Genomic DNA, 14,099 nt, shown 5'->3' on the forward strand with positions numbered 1-14,099 from the left:
GCCGCGCCTGCTAGGCGCCGTGGGAGAGGCGCAGCGCGCTGCGCAGTTCGCGTGCGGCGAGCGCGCGCTGCGGCGGCGCGGCCCGCGCGCCGACCTCCAGCCGCTCGCGGCCCGCGCGCAGCAGGATGGCGCCGCTGTCGGCCACCTCCATGCGCACCAGCGATGCGCGCCAGGCGACGCGCCGCAGTTCCGACCCGCACTGCTGTTCGATGTAGAGCATGCCGTCGTTCCCGAGGGCCAGCGTGTCGCCGTCCAGCGCGTGGCGCGTGTAGAGCCAGAGCGCGGCGCCCAGCGCCACCATGTTGACCAACGCGAAGAGCGCGATCCACCACCAGCCCTGCGCGGCCCAGAAGACGGCCACGGCCAGCAGCCCCAGCATGGGGGGCGACCACGCCGCCAGGGCCTGCCGCGGCGTGAGGGAACAGTTGCGCCTGAGGCGCCAGCTGGCGGCGGGCATGGTGCTCAGCTGACGATGCGGGTGGCGCTCGCGTCCAGCCTGGGCGGCGTCTCGAAGGTGTGGAAGGGCGCCGGCGACGGCACCTCCCACTCCAGACCTTCGGCGCCTTCCCACGGCTTTTGCGGCGCGCGTGCACCGCGCTTGCGCATGACCGGCAGCACGATGAAGAGGGCGAACCAGGCCTGCGTCAGGCCGAAGACGAAGGCCGCGACGGAGGCGAGCTGGTTGAAGTCGGCGAACTGCATCGGGTAGTCGGCGTAGCGGCGCGGCATGCCGGACAGACCCAGGTAGTGCATCGGGAAGAAGGCGACGTTGAAGCTGATGATCGACAGCCAGAAGTGCAGCTTGCCGCGCAGCTCGCGGTACATGACACCGGACCATTTGGGCGACCAGTAATAGAAGGCCGCGAACAGGGCGAACAGCGAGCCGGCCACCAGCACGTAGTGGAAGTGCGCGACGACGTAGTAGGTGTCGTGCACCTGGATGTCGATGGGCGCGACCGACAGGATGATGCCGCTGAAGCCGCCGATGGTGAAGACGAAGATGAAGCCGATGGCGAACAGCATCGGCGTCTCGAAGGTCATCGAGCCCTGCCACATCGTCGCCGTCCAGTTGAAGATCTTCACGCCGGTCGGCACCGCGATCAGCATGGTCGCGTACATGAAGAACAGCTGACCCGTGACGGGCATGCCGGTGGCGAACATGTGGTGCGCCCAGACGATGAAGGACAGCACCGCGATGGCCGCGATGGCATACACCATGGACGTGTAGCCGAACAGCCGCTTGCGCGCGAAGGCCGGGATGATGTGGCTGACGATGCCGAAGGCCGGCAGGATCATGATGTAGACCTCGGGGTGGCCGAAGAACCAGAAGATGTGCTGGTAGAGCACCGGGTCTCCGCCGCCGGCCGGGTTGAAGAAGGCGGTGCCGAAGTGGCGGTCGGTCAGCGTCATCGTGATGGCGCCGGCCAGCACGGGCATGACGGCGATCAGCAGGTAGGCCGTGATGAGCCAGCCCCAGCAGAACATCGGCATCTTCAGCAGCGTCATGCCGGGCGCGCGCATGTTGAGGATGGTGACGATGATGTTGATCGCGCCCATGATGGAGCTGGCGCCGAGCAGGTGCAGCGCAAAGATCGCAAAGTCCATGCTGGCGGGCATCTGGTAGGTCAGCGGCGCATAGATCGTCCAGCCCGCCGCCGGCGCGCCGCCCGGCATGAAGAAGCTTCCAACCAGCATCAGCGCGGCCGGGATGGTCAGCCAAAAGCTGAAGTTGTTCATGCGCGCGAAGGCCATGTCCGACGCGCCGATGTGCAGCGGGATCATCCAGTTCGCCAGGCCCACGAAGGCCGGCATGATGGCGCCGAACACCATGATCAGGCCGTGCATGGTGGTGAACTGGTTGAACAGCTGCGGGTTGAAGAACTGCAGCCCGGGCTGGAACAGCTCCGCGCGAATCAGCAGGGCGAGCACGCCGCCCACCAGGAACATCGTGAAGCTGAACAGCAGGTAGAGGGTGCCGATGTCCTTGTGGTTGGTGGCGAGCAACCAGCGCCGCCAGCCGTGGGGCATGTCGTGGTGCTCGTCATGGGGTTCGCCGTGTGCGGGCGCGACGGGGTGGGGAGCGACGACGGTGCTGCTCATGCAAATCTCCTCGGCGTGACAAGCGGCTGCGGCCGCTGCGAGAGCAATCCGGATACCGCTCAGCCGCCGCCCACGCCGCCCGTGACCTTGCCGGCGCCCAGGCAGTTGGGGCAGTCCCCGCCGCCGGGGCCGTGGCCGCTGCCCCCACAGGCAGGGCAGACACGCTCGCCGGTGCCGGGCGTTCCAGGCGGCGCCTCATCACCGGGTGCGGCCGGGGGCGGTGCAGACGCAGGAGAGCTTGGAATCGCGGCGTTAGGCGTTTCGGGCATGGCGGGCTCCATAGGTCCGCCGGCGGAGCAAGCAGGGGGCCCACGAAGGGCCTGGAGCCTACGGGTTTGTCATTTGCCGGGGGAGGTGCCCCCAACCGACAAGGAGAACGCCGCCATGCTTGCCATGAACTACCGAGGGCCGTATCGCGTGCGCGCGGCTCACAAGCCCGACCCCTGCATCGAGCACCCTGACGACGCCATCGTGCGGGTGCTGCGCTCGTGCATCTGCGGCTCCGACCTGCACCTCTATCACGGCCTCGTGCCCGACACCCGCATCGGCACCACCTTCGGCCACGAGTTCGTCGGCGAGGTCGTCGACGTGGGCAGCGGCGTACAGCGCCTGAAGGTCGGCGACCGCGTGCTGGTGCCGTTCAACGTCTTCTGCGGCACCTGCTTCTTCTGCCGCCGCGAGCTGTTCGGCAACTGCCACGACACCAACCCCGAGGCGACCGCCGTGGGCGGCATCTACGGCTACTCGCACACGGCCGGCGGCTATGACGGCGGCCAGGCGCAGTTCGTGCGGGTCCCGCGCGCCGACGTCGGCCCGACGCTGATCCCGCAGGACATGGACCTGGACGACGCGGTGCTGCTGACCGACGCGCTGCCCACCGGCTACCAGGCCGCCGAGATGGGCGACATCGCCGAGGGTGACACGGTGGTCGTCTTCGGCGCCGGGCCCATCGGCATCTTTGCGGCCAAGTCGGCCTGGCTGTTCGGCGCCGGGCGGGTCATCGTTGTCGACCATGTGGAAGAGCGTCTCGCCTTCGTGCGCGACTACGCCCAGTGCGAGACGCTGAACTTCCGCTCGGTGAACGACATGGCCATCAAGATCAAGAGCATGACCGATGGGCTGGGGGCCGACGTCTGCATCGACGCCGTGGGCTGCGAGGCTGCGGGCAGCCTGCTGCAGCAACTGACCGGGGTGAAGATGAAGCTGCAGGCCGGCGCCGCGACGGTGCTGCACTGGGCCATCAACTCGGTGCGCAAGGGCGGCAACGTCTCCATCGTCGGCGTCTACGGCCCGACCTTCAACGCCGTGCCCATCGGCAACGCGCTCAACAAGGGACTGACGCTGCGCATGAACCAGGCCAGCGTCAAGCGCCATCTGCCGAGGCTCATCGAGCACATCCAGGCGGGGCACCTCGATCCCAAGCGGATCATCACCCACCGCATGCCCCTCGAAGAGGTGGCCGATGCCTACCACCTGTTTTCCCACAAGCTCGACGGCTGCATCAAGACGGTGCTGATCCCGCCGGGCGTGACGGTCTGAACACGAAAGGAGCCCGCCATGGAACACAACCACGACCACGACGACCTGCTCGAGCCGGGTGTCGATACGCAGCGCTTCTCCCACATCAAGGGCTGGGGCAGCGACCTGCCGCGCGAGCGCCGCCCCGCCGTGCCCATGGAGCGCACGCCGCCGCGGCTGGAGGTGCAGCCCGCGCCGCCGGCCCAGCAGCCGGTGAACGTCGAGATCCTGCATTCCAGCGAACGCCCCGGTATCACGCCCCTCTTCGGCACGCCGCTGCCACCCAAGGGGCTGAGCGGCGTCATGCGCCGCCATGCCTTCCGCCACAGCGAGAACGACCTGCGCCACTGGCTGATGCTGCTGGCGGCCGACCGCGTGGACATGGTCGAAGGCCTCGTCAGCGACCTGGCGCGCGGCCATGTGCCGCGCATCTATGCAGAGACGGGCGGCCGAGCGGAACTGCGGCACAACCCGGCCGGCGCCGTGCGCAAGGCGGCCGGGCTGTTGGTGGCGGTGGGCGTGGTCTGCTGGCTGTGGAAGCGGCGCAGCCGCACTTGACCAGAGCAGCGGCGCTAACGGCCATCAATGCCGCTGATGGTCGTCCTGGCGCCGGCCTCGCCAATTTTGACTTCGTCGTCAGCGCCATGCTGGCTGCGCTGGCCCCGGCGTTGGCGGTTGCCATCCTTGCGTGAGGCGTTCGGGCCGCCTTGCCCTTTCTCGCCTGGCTGCTGCCCCTTCGACGCGTTGCCCTGTTCGCGTTGGCCTTCCTGCTTGCTGCTGCCCCGACTCATCATGAATCTCCTGAACTGCGTCGGCGACCTTGCCGACGGGTTCATCAAGGCAAGCCAGAGCCCTGCAAGCAACGGTGCTTCGGGCGGCTTCCGACGGCGGCGCAGAAGACAGACTGCGTCAAATCTGCCAGTCCGAGTTTCAGAAAAAATGACAGCTTCAACAGGTTTGAAGTACCGCGTACCGCGGCGCGCCTGTGACCCGGAGAAGCGCTTCTGCGGTACGCGATTTGCCAGATGAAAGGGCCAGGCTTTCGCAAAGCGATTGGCGTTTGTCTACCCACCTCATACGGAGCACACCATGTCCTATTCCCCTCTTCGCATCACCAGCATGGCCATCGGCGCCATCAGCGCCCTGGTCGCCGGCACCATCACCGTCGCCCAGGTCAACAGCGGCTCGACGTCCGGCACGTCCGACCGCAACAACACGGCCACCGGCTCGACGACCGGCAACTCGACCAGCAGCTCGACCAACTCGACGGGTTCCAGCAGCACCGGCAGCAATTCGTCGAACACGCTGTCCGGCTCCAACGCCACCAACTCGTCCAACGCCGGCAGCGGCACGACCAACAGCCCCGACGCCACCGGCACGACGGGTAACCGCGCCGGCGCTGGCTCGATGAGCGGCACGGGCTCGACGAGCGGCTACAACCAGAACAACGGCAGCTCCAGTGGCACCGCGGCCGGCACTACCGGCAGCACTTCCGGCAGCAACAGCGGCTCGTCCAGCAATTCGTCCAGCAATTCGTCGAACAGCTCGATGAACAACGGGTCCACCGGCAGCACCACCAGCGGTTCGGGCTACAACAGCAACGGCTCTACCGGCAGCACCGGCAGCGACTCGGGCTACAACAGCGGCTCGAGTGGCTACGGCAACAACAGCGACACCCGTGCCGCGCGCGCTGACCGCAATTGATGGCAGCCAGGCCGGCAACGCACACGCGGCGTTGCCGGCTTGAGAGCCGCCTGCTCAGGCCGGCTCAGGCCTTTCGAGCACACCGTCCGCCAGCAGGCGGCGCAGCTGTTCCAGGTCCATGTCCAGTTGCTGCATGGCGCCGTCCGCGTCTCGCCAGAGCAGCGTTGCAACCTGCGCCGATTGCTCCACCCAGCACGGCCCGGCGGGCACCAGGCGGTTCTCGACCACCTGCGCACGCGTCAACCGCGCGTCGCAACGCGCCGAGCGCTCGCCTTGCCGCCCGGGCGCTTCTTCGCTCACCTGTCCCACCGGTTTGCAGGCGCCCGGCTTCAACGTCCAGTCAACGCAGTCGCGCGTCGTGGTGTGCGGTTCGTGCACCTGCGTTGCGGCGCTGATCGCGGGTGGATCGCTCGCGGGAAAGGTGTCGTCGAGTGCGGCGTCGAGCAGGTCCTGATAGCTCGGCACCTTGGCTTGCGGGCAGGCGGCGCGGCCACTGAGGCGTTCGTCCTGCCTGGCGATCTGGTCGGCTTGCAGCATGGCAATCTCCTTTGAGGCTGAAGCGGGGCAAGGCCTGTACCCGTCCGCCGTCCTCGCCCGGCAGCGGGCTTCGTTGCTTCAGCGGGTCAGGACTGAACGCGTCGGTCTGCGCGACCCCAGCGCCTGCGCGCCGACCCACAGCCCGACCCACAGATAGGCCAGCCCGCCGGGCACCCACATCACCAGGCCGCCGAGCTGCTGGTCCGCCAGCGGGTCGAAGCCCAGCGCTGCGGCGCGGTCGCCGTAGCTGGCGTACCAGAGCGTGGGCGACAGCGTCAGCAGGGCGCCCAGCGCGGCCGTGTGCAGCATGGTGGTGAACAGATAGGCCAGCGCCGCGCCCGTGCCCTGTCGTGACCCGGCCAGCGGCGCCCACCAGAACAGCACTGCGCTCAGCAGAAAGCTGGTGTGCTGCAACGCATGCAGGTCGGCCCGCGCCAGGGCCGCCTCGAACAGCGCCGGCACATGCCAGGCCCACAGCACCACGCCGTGCAGCGCCCAGGCCGCCGCCGGCGCGCTCAGCAGCCGCCAGGCGGCGCGCAGACCGCTGCGGCGCAGGCCATGGCCGATGGCCTGCCGCGTTGATGCGTCGAAAGCCCAGACGGCGGCGGCCAGCGGCCGGCCGATGACCAGCAGCGGCGCGGCCACGATCATCAGCAGCTCATGCTGCAGCATGTGCGCCGAGAACAGCGATGCGCCCAGCGCCTCCAGCGGCGAGGCGGTCGCGATGGCCAGCGCCAGCCAGCCGCCCAGAAAGGCCGCCGCCTGCTGCACGCTGATGCCGTGGCCGCGGCCGGCCTGGCGCCACAGCCGCCTCAGGCCAAGCAGGTAGAGCGCCAGCGCGACGGCCAGGCACAGCGCGCTCCACGGCTCGGGCGACCAGCGGGACAGCAGGGGTTCGTTGGCGGCCAGCGGCGCATGGGCCCGCGCAACGCCGCAGGCGCAGGCCGCCGCCGCGGCGATCAGCCGCCGCAAGGTGACATCACCCATACCGAGGCCCACTGCGCCAGCGTCACCAGCGTGAACAGCGCCGCGCTCGGCACGGCCAGGGCACCGACGAAGCGCCGGCGCACAGGCGCGCTGGCGCCGTCGTCGCGCTGGCCGGCGGGCAGGCCGTGTTCACGCCAGGCCATCGCCAGCAGCAGCAGGCACAGCGCGACGCTCGACGCATGCAGCGCATGCAGCGCCAGCTCGGTCTGCTGCGCGCAGGAGGGCGTGACCAGGGCATGCGCGAGGCCGAGGTTGCCGAGGCTGACCAACGGCGTGCCGAGCAGGGCGAGCCAGGACCACATCGCTGTCTCCTTTCGCGCGACCGCGCTACAGCCCGCGCGGGGCCCAGTACAGCACCGCGTAGATGGGCAGCCAGCTGGCCACGACGAAGTACCAGTACTGGCAGTTCTCGCTGATATCCACGCGCCGCTGGCCCTGCACAGGGCCGGTGAACATCAGCACGGCAAGCACGCCGGTGTCGTAGGCATCGGTCAGCAGGTGCACCGTGTGCAGGCCCAGCAGCAGCCAGACGATGGAGCCGTAGGCATCGTGGTCCCAGCGCACATTGAGGGCGCTGAACTCGAAGCCGCGCAGCACGAGAAAGGCCAGCGAGAACGCCAGGCAGGCGATAAAGCCGAAGCGGATGCGGCGCAGGCTGCCGCCCTTTTCGGCGGCGCGCTTGAGCACCTCGTTGGGCCACAGGCTGAGCAGCAGCACGAGCAGGTTGAGGCTGCCCCAGAGCAAGTCGGGCGGCGGCGAGCGTGGCGGCCAGGCGTCGGCATGCACGCGCAGGTAGAAGTAGGACGCGATGGCCAGCGCGAAGACCGTGCCCTCGATGGCGATCAGGCCGAGCGTGCCCCACCACATCAGGTTGTGGTGGCCGAAGGCGTAGCTGGGCAGGTCGGATGCGTCGATGCCGCCGCCCCGCTGCGGCGCGCGGTGGCGCGGGTCGATGGGCTCCCAGGGGGCGGTCATGGCGCCTTCTCCACGGCCAGGTCAAGCGCGGTTTCGTCACGGCGCGGCCAGAACCAGGCGGTCGTGGCGATAGCCACCGGCACGGCGCCCCAGACGACCGCCCACGGCGTGAAGATGGAGCCGATGAAGAGGATGGCCGTGGCCACCGCCGCCAGGAACGGCCAGGGCGTGGGCCGGGGGAACTGCTGGCGGTGGTCGGGACGGGCGTCGAGCACGCTGGTGACGAGCTGCTCGCGCATCGTCGTCGCCAGGCCCGCCACGCCGGTCGGCGCGCCGGGGTCCTGCTCGTCGGCTTCCCACACCGGGTCGCGGCCATGCACCACCGGGATGGCCTCGAAGTTGGCGGCCGCCGGCGGCGATGCGGTCGCCCATTCCAGCGTGCCGCCGCCCCAGGGGTCGCAGCCCGGCCGTACGCCGTGGCGGCGGCTGCGCCAGAGGTTGACGATGAAGAGCAGCACCGCCGCCGCGACCATCAAGGCGCCGACCGTGGCGGTCAGGTTCAGCCCGCCCCAGCCCATGTCGGCAGGGTAGGTGTAGACGCGCCGCGTCATGCCCACCAGCCCCAGCAGGTGCATCGGGAAGAAGGCGACGTTGAAGCCGATGAAGAACAGCCAGAAGGTCCAGCGGCCCAGGCGCTCACTCATCAGGCGGCCGGTGAACTTCGGGTACCAGTAGGTCACCGCGCCGGCCAGCGGAAACACGGCACCGCCGAGCAGCACGTAGTGCAGGTGGGCGACGACGAAATAGGTGTCGTGCACCTGCAGGTCGATGGGCACCGACGCCAGCATGATGCCGCTCAGCCCGCCGATGACGAGGATGACGAAGAAGGCCAGCGCGAACAGCAGCGGCGTCTTGAAGTTGAGCCGGCCGGTGGCGAGCGTGGTGATCCAGCAGAAGATCTGCACGGCCGACGGGATGGCGATCAGCATGCTGGCTGCGGTGAAGAAGCCCTTGCCCATCTCGGGCAGGTTGGTGGCGAACATGTGGTGCACCCACAGCCCGAACGACAGGAAGCCGGTGGCGATGAGCGCCAGCACCATGGCCGTGTAGCCGAAGATCGGCCGCCGCGCGAAGGTCGGGATCATGGCCGACAGAAAGCCCAGGCCGGGGATGAAGATGAAGTAGACCTCCGGGTGGCCGAAGAACCAGAACAGGTGCTGCCACAGCAGCGGGTCACCGTTCTGCGCCGGGTTGTAGAAGTGCGTGCCGACGAGGCGGTCCATGATGAGGCCGGTGCTGGCCAGCATGACGGCCGGCATCGCGAACAGCACCATGAAGGCCGTCACCAGCATGGCCCACACGAACAGCGGAATGCGGTTCAGCGTCATGCCCGGCGCGCGCAGCTTGAACACCGTCGTGATGATGACGATGGCCTCCAGCAGGCCCGACAGTTCGGTGAAGGTGATGAGCTGGGCCCAGAAGTCCACGCGCTTGCCGGGCGAGTACTCCGGGCCGGCCAGCGGCACGTAGGAGAACCAGCCTGCATCGGGGCCGATGTTGAGCAGGAAGGCGCCGTAGAGCATCAGCCCGCCGAACAGGAACACCCAGTAGGCATAGGCGTTCATGCGCGGGAAGGCGACGCTGCGCGCGCCCACCATCAGCGGCACGAGGTAGACGGCCACGGCCTGCATCACCGGCACGGCGAACAGGAACATCATGGTTGTGCCGTGCATGGAGAACAGCTGGTTGTAGAGGTCCGGCCCGACGAGATGGATGTCGGGTTTGGCCAGTTGCAAACGCATCAGCAACGCGAGCAGGCCGCCGGCGACGAAGAAGCCGAGCGTGGTCAGCAGGAAGCGCTTGGCGACGTTCTTGTGATTGATGATGCAGAACCAGCCGACAAAGCCGGGCGGGTCTCGCCAGGTGTCGGCCAGGCGACGAGCATCGTCAGCGGTAGGCGGCACGGAGTTGACTGGGGGCTTCGGAGCCGGGGCTGGCTGCAGGTCCTCGAACCTCGCGCTCATGACAAACCCTTCAGATACGCCACGATCGCCGAAAGCTCCTCGTCCGACAAATTGGACGCGGGCATGTTGACGCCCGGCTTGAAGGCCTGCGGGTTGCGGATCCAGCGTTTCAGCGAGGCCTCGTCATTGGGCAGCGTGCCGGCGGCCAGCGTCTCGCGGCTGCCGACATGGCTGAGGTCGGGCCCGCGGCGGGCGCTGGCCTGGGTGCCGGCGATGGCATGGCACATGACGCAGGTGCCTCCGAGCACGAGCAGGCGGCCGCGCCACTGGGTGTCGTTCGCCGGCACCGCGGCCACGGCGCGCTGCCGTTCGGCCCAGGCCTCGTACTGCGCGGGCGTCTCGGCGATGACGCGAAAGGCCATGAAGGCGTGCTGGAAGCCGCAGAACTCCGCGCACTGGCCGCGGTAGGTGCCGGCGCGGTCGGCCTGCATCTGCATCTGCGCGGTGCGGCCGGGGATCAGGTCCTTCTTGCCCGCCAGGTTGGGCACCCAGAAGCTGTGGATCACGTCGTTGGACTTCAGCGTCAGGATGACCGGCCGCCCGACCGGGATGTGCATCTCGTTGGCGGTGTTGAAGACGCGGCTGGCCTGCGGGTCGTCGTAGCGCAGGTCCCACCACCACTGGTTGGCCGTGACCTCGATGTGCAGCGCGCCCTTCAGCGACATGCGCGCCAGCGCCCGATCGGTCACGAAGCTGGCGGCGATGAGGAACAGCAGGCCGAGCGTGGACACCGTCACCGCCGCCGCGACGCTGCGCTGCGCGCCGCGCTCGGGGCGGTCACGCGAGGCAAGGTCGGGTGCGGTCTCCGCGTCGGCGCGCGGGCGCTTCCAGAGCGTCCAGATCAGCGCGGCCAGCACGGCGGCGAAGACGATGCTGCAGATCGTCAGCGTGATGTTCCACAGCTGCTGGATGTGGGCCGCCTGCGGGCCGGCGGCGTCCAGCGCCCGCTGCGGCGGCTCGGCGGCCATGGCGCAGGCCGCCACACCGAGGAGCAGGATCGCGGGCCAGCGCTTCATTGCTGCGCCCCATCGTTGGGCTTCACGATCTTGGGCTTCTCGCGGTCGCGCGCGTTCTCGGGCGGCGCCTCCTGAAGTGCGTCCGCGCGGCTGGGCGCCACGTCCTTCTTCAGCTGGCCGGACAGCGAGCGCACGTAGGCGACCAGCTGCCAGACCTGGTCCTCCGTGACATGGCTGCCAAAGGACGGCATGCCGTTGGGCCGGCCCTGGACGATGCTGGCGAAGATGTTGGCCGGCTCACTGCCGTAGACCCATTGGTCATCGGACAGCGCCGGGCCCCAGTCGCCGCCGCCGCCCGGCGCATGGCAGCCCGAGCAGTTGTACCAACGGTAGAGGCGCTTGCCCTGGGACACGGCGAACGCGTTGCCCTCCACCGTGTAGGGCGTGTTCGGCAGGCTGGGCGAACTGGCCGGCGCGGTGGGCGCCGCCTGGCCGGGCTGGATCGAGACCTCGCGCACCTTGGGCGCCGAGGCCGCGCCCTGCGGCGGGTCGAAGTCCCGCTTCTCGCGCTCGCAGGCGGCCAGCGCGAGGGTGAGGCACAGCAGGCCAACGCACCTCATCGCACGGCCTCGGGGATGTCGGTACGTGGCACGGCGTAGCGGGCCAGCAGCGCGTCGATGTCGCCACGGCGTTGCACGAGCGCGCGGTCGAGGGCTTCGCGCAGCGTCAGGTCGGCGGGCCGCACGCCCATCGCAATGTCGAACTCGAAGGGCAGGGCGGCCATGTCGGGCGGCGGCTCGACGCGCTCCAGGCGAAGCGTCGTGCTGCGCGCCCAGCTGCCGACCTGCGGGCCCCACAGCACGGCGGCGTCGAGCTGCCCCGCGGTGATGGCCGCCACCATGCGCTGCGCCGGCGGGCGGTCGTCACTGGCGGCCGTGTAGCCCACGACACGTGCCGAGGGCGCATGCCGCGCCAGCGCCAGGCCGGCGGGCGAGGTGCCGGGGTCGATGCCGATGAGCTGCACGCCGACGCGCCGGCCGCTCAGCCGTTCATCGTCGAAGCGCCGTATCGGCGGCTGGTCGCTCGGCACAACGAAGTAGAAGGTCGAGCGGTAGTAGGGCTGCGTGGTGGCGACGGCCGGGAAGCCTGCCGGCAGCCCGATGACGACATCGCAGCGCCCGGCCAGCAGCGTCTTGCGCACGAAGCCGCGCCGGTCGCGCAGCCAGGTGGTTTCGAGCGGCCGCTGCAGCTCGTCGGCCAGCAACTGCGCGATGCGGTTCTCGAAGCCGCTGCCGTCGCGTTGCGAGAACGGCGGGTTGTCCGGGTCGGCGCATACGCGCAGCGGCTCGGCGGCCGTTGCAGAGCCGGCTCCGATGACCAGTGCCAACACCAACTCACGGCAAGGCGAACACATCAAGTGCGCCTCCCTTGGTCGTGTACTGAGGCAGGTCGCGCATCGCGCCGGCAAAGCCCTTCGCCGCCGTCGGGTCGCGCACGTCCAGGTCCTTGGAGACGACCGCGCCGGCCCAGCCGCCTACGCCGCTCATGACGGCGATGTATTGCTTGCCGTCAGGCCCGCGGTAGCTGATGGGCTGGCCGATGATGCCGGAGCCGGTCTTGTACTGCCACAGCAGCTTGCCGCTGCGCGCGTCCACAGCCTTGAACCAGCCTTCCATCGTGCCGTAGAACACCACGTCGCCGGCCGTGGCCAAAGCCCCGCTCCAGACCGGGAAGCGCTCCTTGATTGACCACACCATGCGCGCCTTGACCGGGTCCCAGGCGCCAAACACGCCGCGGTGGCCGCCGGGGCCGGGGTACATCGTCACCTCGGCGCCGAGGTAGGGCGTGCCGGCGATGTAGCTGGCCTGCACGGCCATCATGTCCTGGCACAGGTTCTGGTGCGGCATGTAGAGCAGCTGCGTGCGGGGCGACCAGGCAGAGGGCTGCCAGTCCTTGCCGCCGGGCGAGGCCGGGCACACGCCGCGCATCACCTCACCGGTGCGCGGCGCGGTCTTGGGGTTGAGCATGGGCCGGCCGGTGCGCAGGTCGATGCCGGTGGAGGTCGTCACCTTGACGAAGGGCGTGGCCGACAGCACCTCGCCGCTGGCGCGGTCGATGACGTAGACGTAGCCGTTGCGGTCGGGGTGCACGAGCACCTTGCGCTTGGCGCCCTTCACGTCCAACTCCAGCAGCACGTTCTCGTTGGTACCGTTGTAGTCGTGCAGGTCGTGGGGCGCGTACTGGTAGAACCAGACGGCCTCGCCGGTGTCGGGCCTGCGCGCGAAGATGCCTGCGGTCCACTTGTTGTCGCCGGGGCGTTGCTCGGCGTTCCAGGGCCCGGGGTTGGCGGTGCCGTAGAAGATGAGGTCGAGTTCGGGGTCGAAGGAGATCCAGCCCCAGGCCGTGCCGCCGCCGATCTTCCAGGCCTCCGTGGGCCAGGTCTTGACCCCCAGGTCCTTGCCGCGGTCGCCTTCGTAGAAAGGCTTGAAGTTCGGGCCGATCAGCACGTCCTTGTCCGGCCCGGTGGCAAACGCGCGCCAGGCGACCTTGCCGGTCTTGGTGTCCAGCGCCGTCAGCCAGCCGCGCACGCCCATCTCGGAGCCGGAGTTGCCTACCAGCACCTTGTCCTTCACCACCAGCGGCGCCATCGTGACCGTCTCACCCTTGGTGATGTCGCCGAGCTTGGTGCGCCAGATCTCGCGGCCGGTCTCGGCATCGACGGCGATGGTCTGCGTGTCCAGCGTGTTCATGAAGATCTTGCCGTCGGCATGGGCCACGCCGCGGTTGACCACGTCGCAGCAGGCCACCCCCTGGGCGCCGGCCTCGGGCTTGGGCTCGAACTTCCACTTCACCGGCGCGCCGGGCTTGCTCAGGTCCAGCGCGTACAGGTGGTTGGGGTAGGGCGTCTGCAGATACATCGTCTGGCCGATGACGATGGGTGCGCCTTCGTGGCCGCGCGTCACGCCGGTCTGGAAGTTCAGGACCGGGCGCAGGTTGGCGACGTTGCCGGTGTCGATGTCGGACAGCGGGCTGTAGCGCGTGCTGGCGTAGTCACGCGCCGGCATGGGCCATTCGCCGTCGGTGGCGGCATGGGAAGCCGGCACGATGAGCGCGAGCAGGGGCAGGGCGAGGCCCGCCCAGCGGAAGGCGACGATGCGCATGAAGGCTGGAATAGTTGGGTGACGTCCAAGAGCAATGCTCATTCCCAAGCCGGACGAGCCGGACGACAGGCTCGGGCGCCCGGTGCGATCAGCGGCGCGGGTCGCCGTTGCTGCAAATTTCTCTGGACGTTTGCGGGAGTCATTTCGAGTTCGATGACACGGAGCGGCCTTCGGAAGCGAACGGGCGCTGTGCGCCA

Annotated in this window: 16 protein-coding genes; 4 read left to right on the forward strand and 12 right to left on the reverse strand. The window is 69.2% G+C overall.

The features are described from left to right. Window positions 1-10: 10 nt before the first annotated feature. The 3 genes from AC0IZJ_RS14030 to AC0IZJ_RS14040 are packed head-to-tail and all read right to left on the reverse strand — an operon-like array spanning window position 11 to window position 2,369. A complete protein-coding gene (locus AC0IZJ_RS14030) occupies window positions 11-457 on the reverse strand; it encodes a DUF2244 domain-containing protein (protein WP_471850716.1) in 447 nt (148 codons plus the stop codon). Window positions 458-462: 5 nt separating this feature from the next. Continuing rightward, on the reverse strand, window positions 463-2,100 hold the full coding sequence (ctaD, locus tag AC0IZJ_RS14035; protein ID WP_471850718.1) for a cytochrome c oxidase subunit I: 1,638 nt from the start codon (window positions 2,098-2,100) through the stop codon (window positions 463-465). Between the two features lie 59 nt (window positions 2,101-2,159). Then, complete coding sequence (locus tag AC0IZJ_RS14040; protein ID WP_471850720.1) at window positions 2,160-2,369, reverse strand: hypothetical protein; 210 nt, start codon at window positions 2,367-2,369, stop codon at window positions 2,160-2,162. Window positions 2,370-2,484: 115 nt separating this feature from the next. On the opposite strand from AC0IZJ_RS14040, the gene AC0IZJ_RS14045 reads away from it, so the two are divergent. From AC0IZJ_RS14045 to AC0IZJ_RS14060, 4 genes are all read left to right on the forward strand, one after another. Next, window positions 2,485-3,639, forward strand: coding sequence for a zinc-dependent alcohol dehydrogenase (locus AC0IZJ_RS14045; protein WP_471850722.1), 1,155 nt, complete (start codon window positions 2,485-2,487; stop codon window positions 3,637-3,639). A gap of 18 nt (window positions 3,640-3,657) precedes the next feature. Continuing rightward, window positions 3,658-4,176 carry a hypothetical protein gene (locus AC0IZJ_RS14050; RefSeq protein ID WP_471850724.1) on the forward strand — a complete coding sequence of 173 codons (519 nt, stop codon included), beginning with the start codon at window positions 3,658-3,660 and terminating at the stop codon, window positions 4,174-4,176. Further along, window positions 4,173-4,310, forward strand: a complete 138-nt coding sequence (locus AC0IZJ_RS14055; protein WP_471850726.1) for a hypothetical protein — start codon at window positions 4,173-4,175, stop codon at window positions 4,308-4,310. Before AC0IZJ_RS14050 ends, AC0IZJ_RS14055 begins: the two co-directional genes overlap by 4 nt. 397 nt (window positions 4,311-4,707) lie before the next feature. Further along, window positions 4,708-5,322 (forward strand): hypothetical protein, encoded by a 615-nt coding sequence (locus AC0IZJ_RS14060; RefSeq protein ID WP_471850728.1) that lies wholly within the window; start codon window positions 4,708-4,710, stop codon window positions 5,320-5,322. Between the two features lie 54 nt (window positions 5,323-5,376). On the opposite strand, the gene AC0IZJ_RS14065 is transcribed toward AC0IZJ_RS14060, so the two are convergent. From AC0IZJ_RS14065 to AC0IZJ_RS14105, 9 genes are all read right to left on the reverse strand, one after another. After that, window positions 5,377-5,859: a hypothetical protein gene (locus AC0IZJ_RS14065; protein ID WP_471850730.1), complete on the reverse strand. Its 483-nt coding sequence runs from the start codon at window positions 5,857-5,859 to the stop codon at window positions 5,377-5,379. Between the two features lie 78 nt (window positions 5,860-5,937). Then, complete coding sequence (locus tag AC0IZJ_RS14070) at window positions 5,938-6,846, reverse strand: cytochrome c oxidase assembly protein (protein ID WP_471850732.1); 909 nt, start codon at window positions 6,844-6,846, stop codon at window positions 5,938-5,940. Beyond that, window positions 6,819-7,148 carry a hypothetical protein gene (locus AC0IZJ_RS14075; protein ID WP_471850734.1) on the reverse strand — a complete coding sequence of 110 codons (330 nt, stop codon included), beginning with the start codon at window positions 7,146-7,148 and terminating at the stop codon, window positions 6,819-6,821. The genes AC0IZJ_RS14070 and AC0IZJ_RS14075 overlap by 28 nt, the downstream gene beginning before the upstream one ends. Before the next feature lie 25 nt (window positions 7,149-7,173). Beyond that, window positions 7,174-7,821, reverse strand: a complete 648-nt coding sequence (locus AC0IZJ_RS14080; protein WP_471850736.1) for a cytochrome c oxidase subunit 3 — start codon at window positions 7,819-7,821, stop codon at window positions 7,174-7,176. Continuing rightward, the gene (gene ctaD, locus AC0IZJ_RS14085; RefSeq protein ID WP_471850738.1) at window positions 7,818-9,785 is read right to left on the reverse strand and encodes a cytochrome c oxidase subunit I; all 1,968 of its coding nucleotides are present in this window, start codon (window positions 9,783-9,785) and stop codon (window positions 7,818-7,820) included. Before ctaD (AC0IZJ_RS14085) ends, AC0IZJ_RS14080 begins: the two co-directional genes overlap by 4 nt. Beyond that, entirely contained in the window at window positions 9,782-10,801 is a 1,020-nt protein-coding gene (gene coxB, locus AC0IZJ_RS14090) for a cytochrome c oxidase subunit II (protein WP_471850740.1), read from the reverse strand. Before coxB ends, ctaD (AC0IZJ_RS14085) begins: the two co-directional genes overlap by 4 nt. Next, a complete protein-coding gene (locus AC0IZJ_RS14095; protein ID WP_471850742.1) occupies window positions 10,798-11,361 on the reverse strand; it encodes a c-type cytochrome in 564 nt (187 codons plus the stop codon). The genes coxB and AC0IZJ_RS14095 overlap by 4 nt, the downstream gene beginning before the upstream one ends. Beyond that, entirely contained in the window at window positions 11,358-12,155 is a 798-nt protein-coding gene (locus AC0IZJ_RS14100; protein ID WP_471850744.1) for a quinoprotein dehydrogenase-associated putative ABC transporter substrate-binding protein, read from the reverse strand. The genes AC0IZJ_RS14095 and AC0IZJ_RS14100 overlap by 4 nt, the downstream gene beginning before the upstream one ends. Then, window positions 12,136-13,902, reverse strand: coding sequence for a methanol/ethanol family PQQ-dependent dehydrogenase (locus tag AC0IZJ_RS14105; RefSeq protein ID WP_471850746.1), 1,767 nt, complete (start codon window positions 13,900-13,902; stop codon window positions 12,136-12,138). Before AC0IZJ_RS14105 ends, AC0IZJ_RS14100 begins: the two co-directional genes overlap by 20 nt. Window positions 13,903-14,099 lie beyond the last annotated feature (197 nt).

The organism is Roseateles sp. AC306 (genome assembly GCF_979253795.1).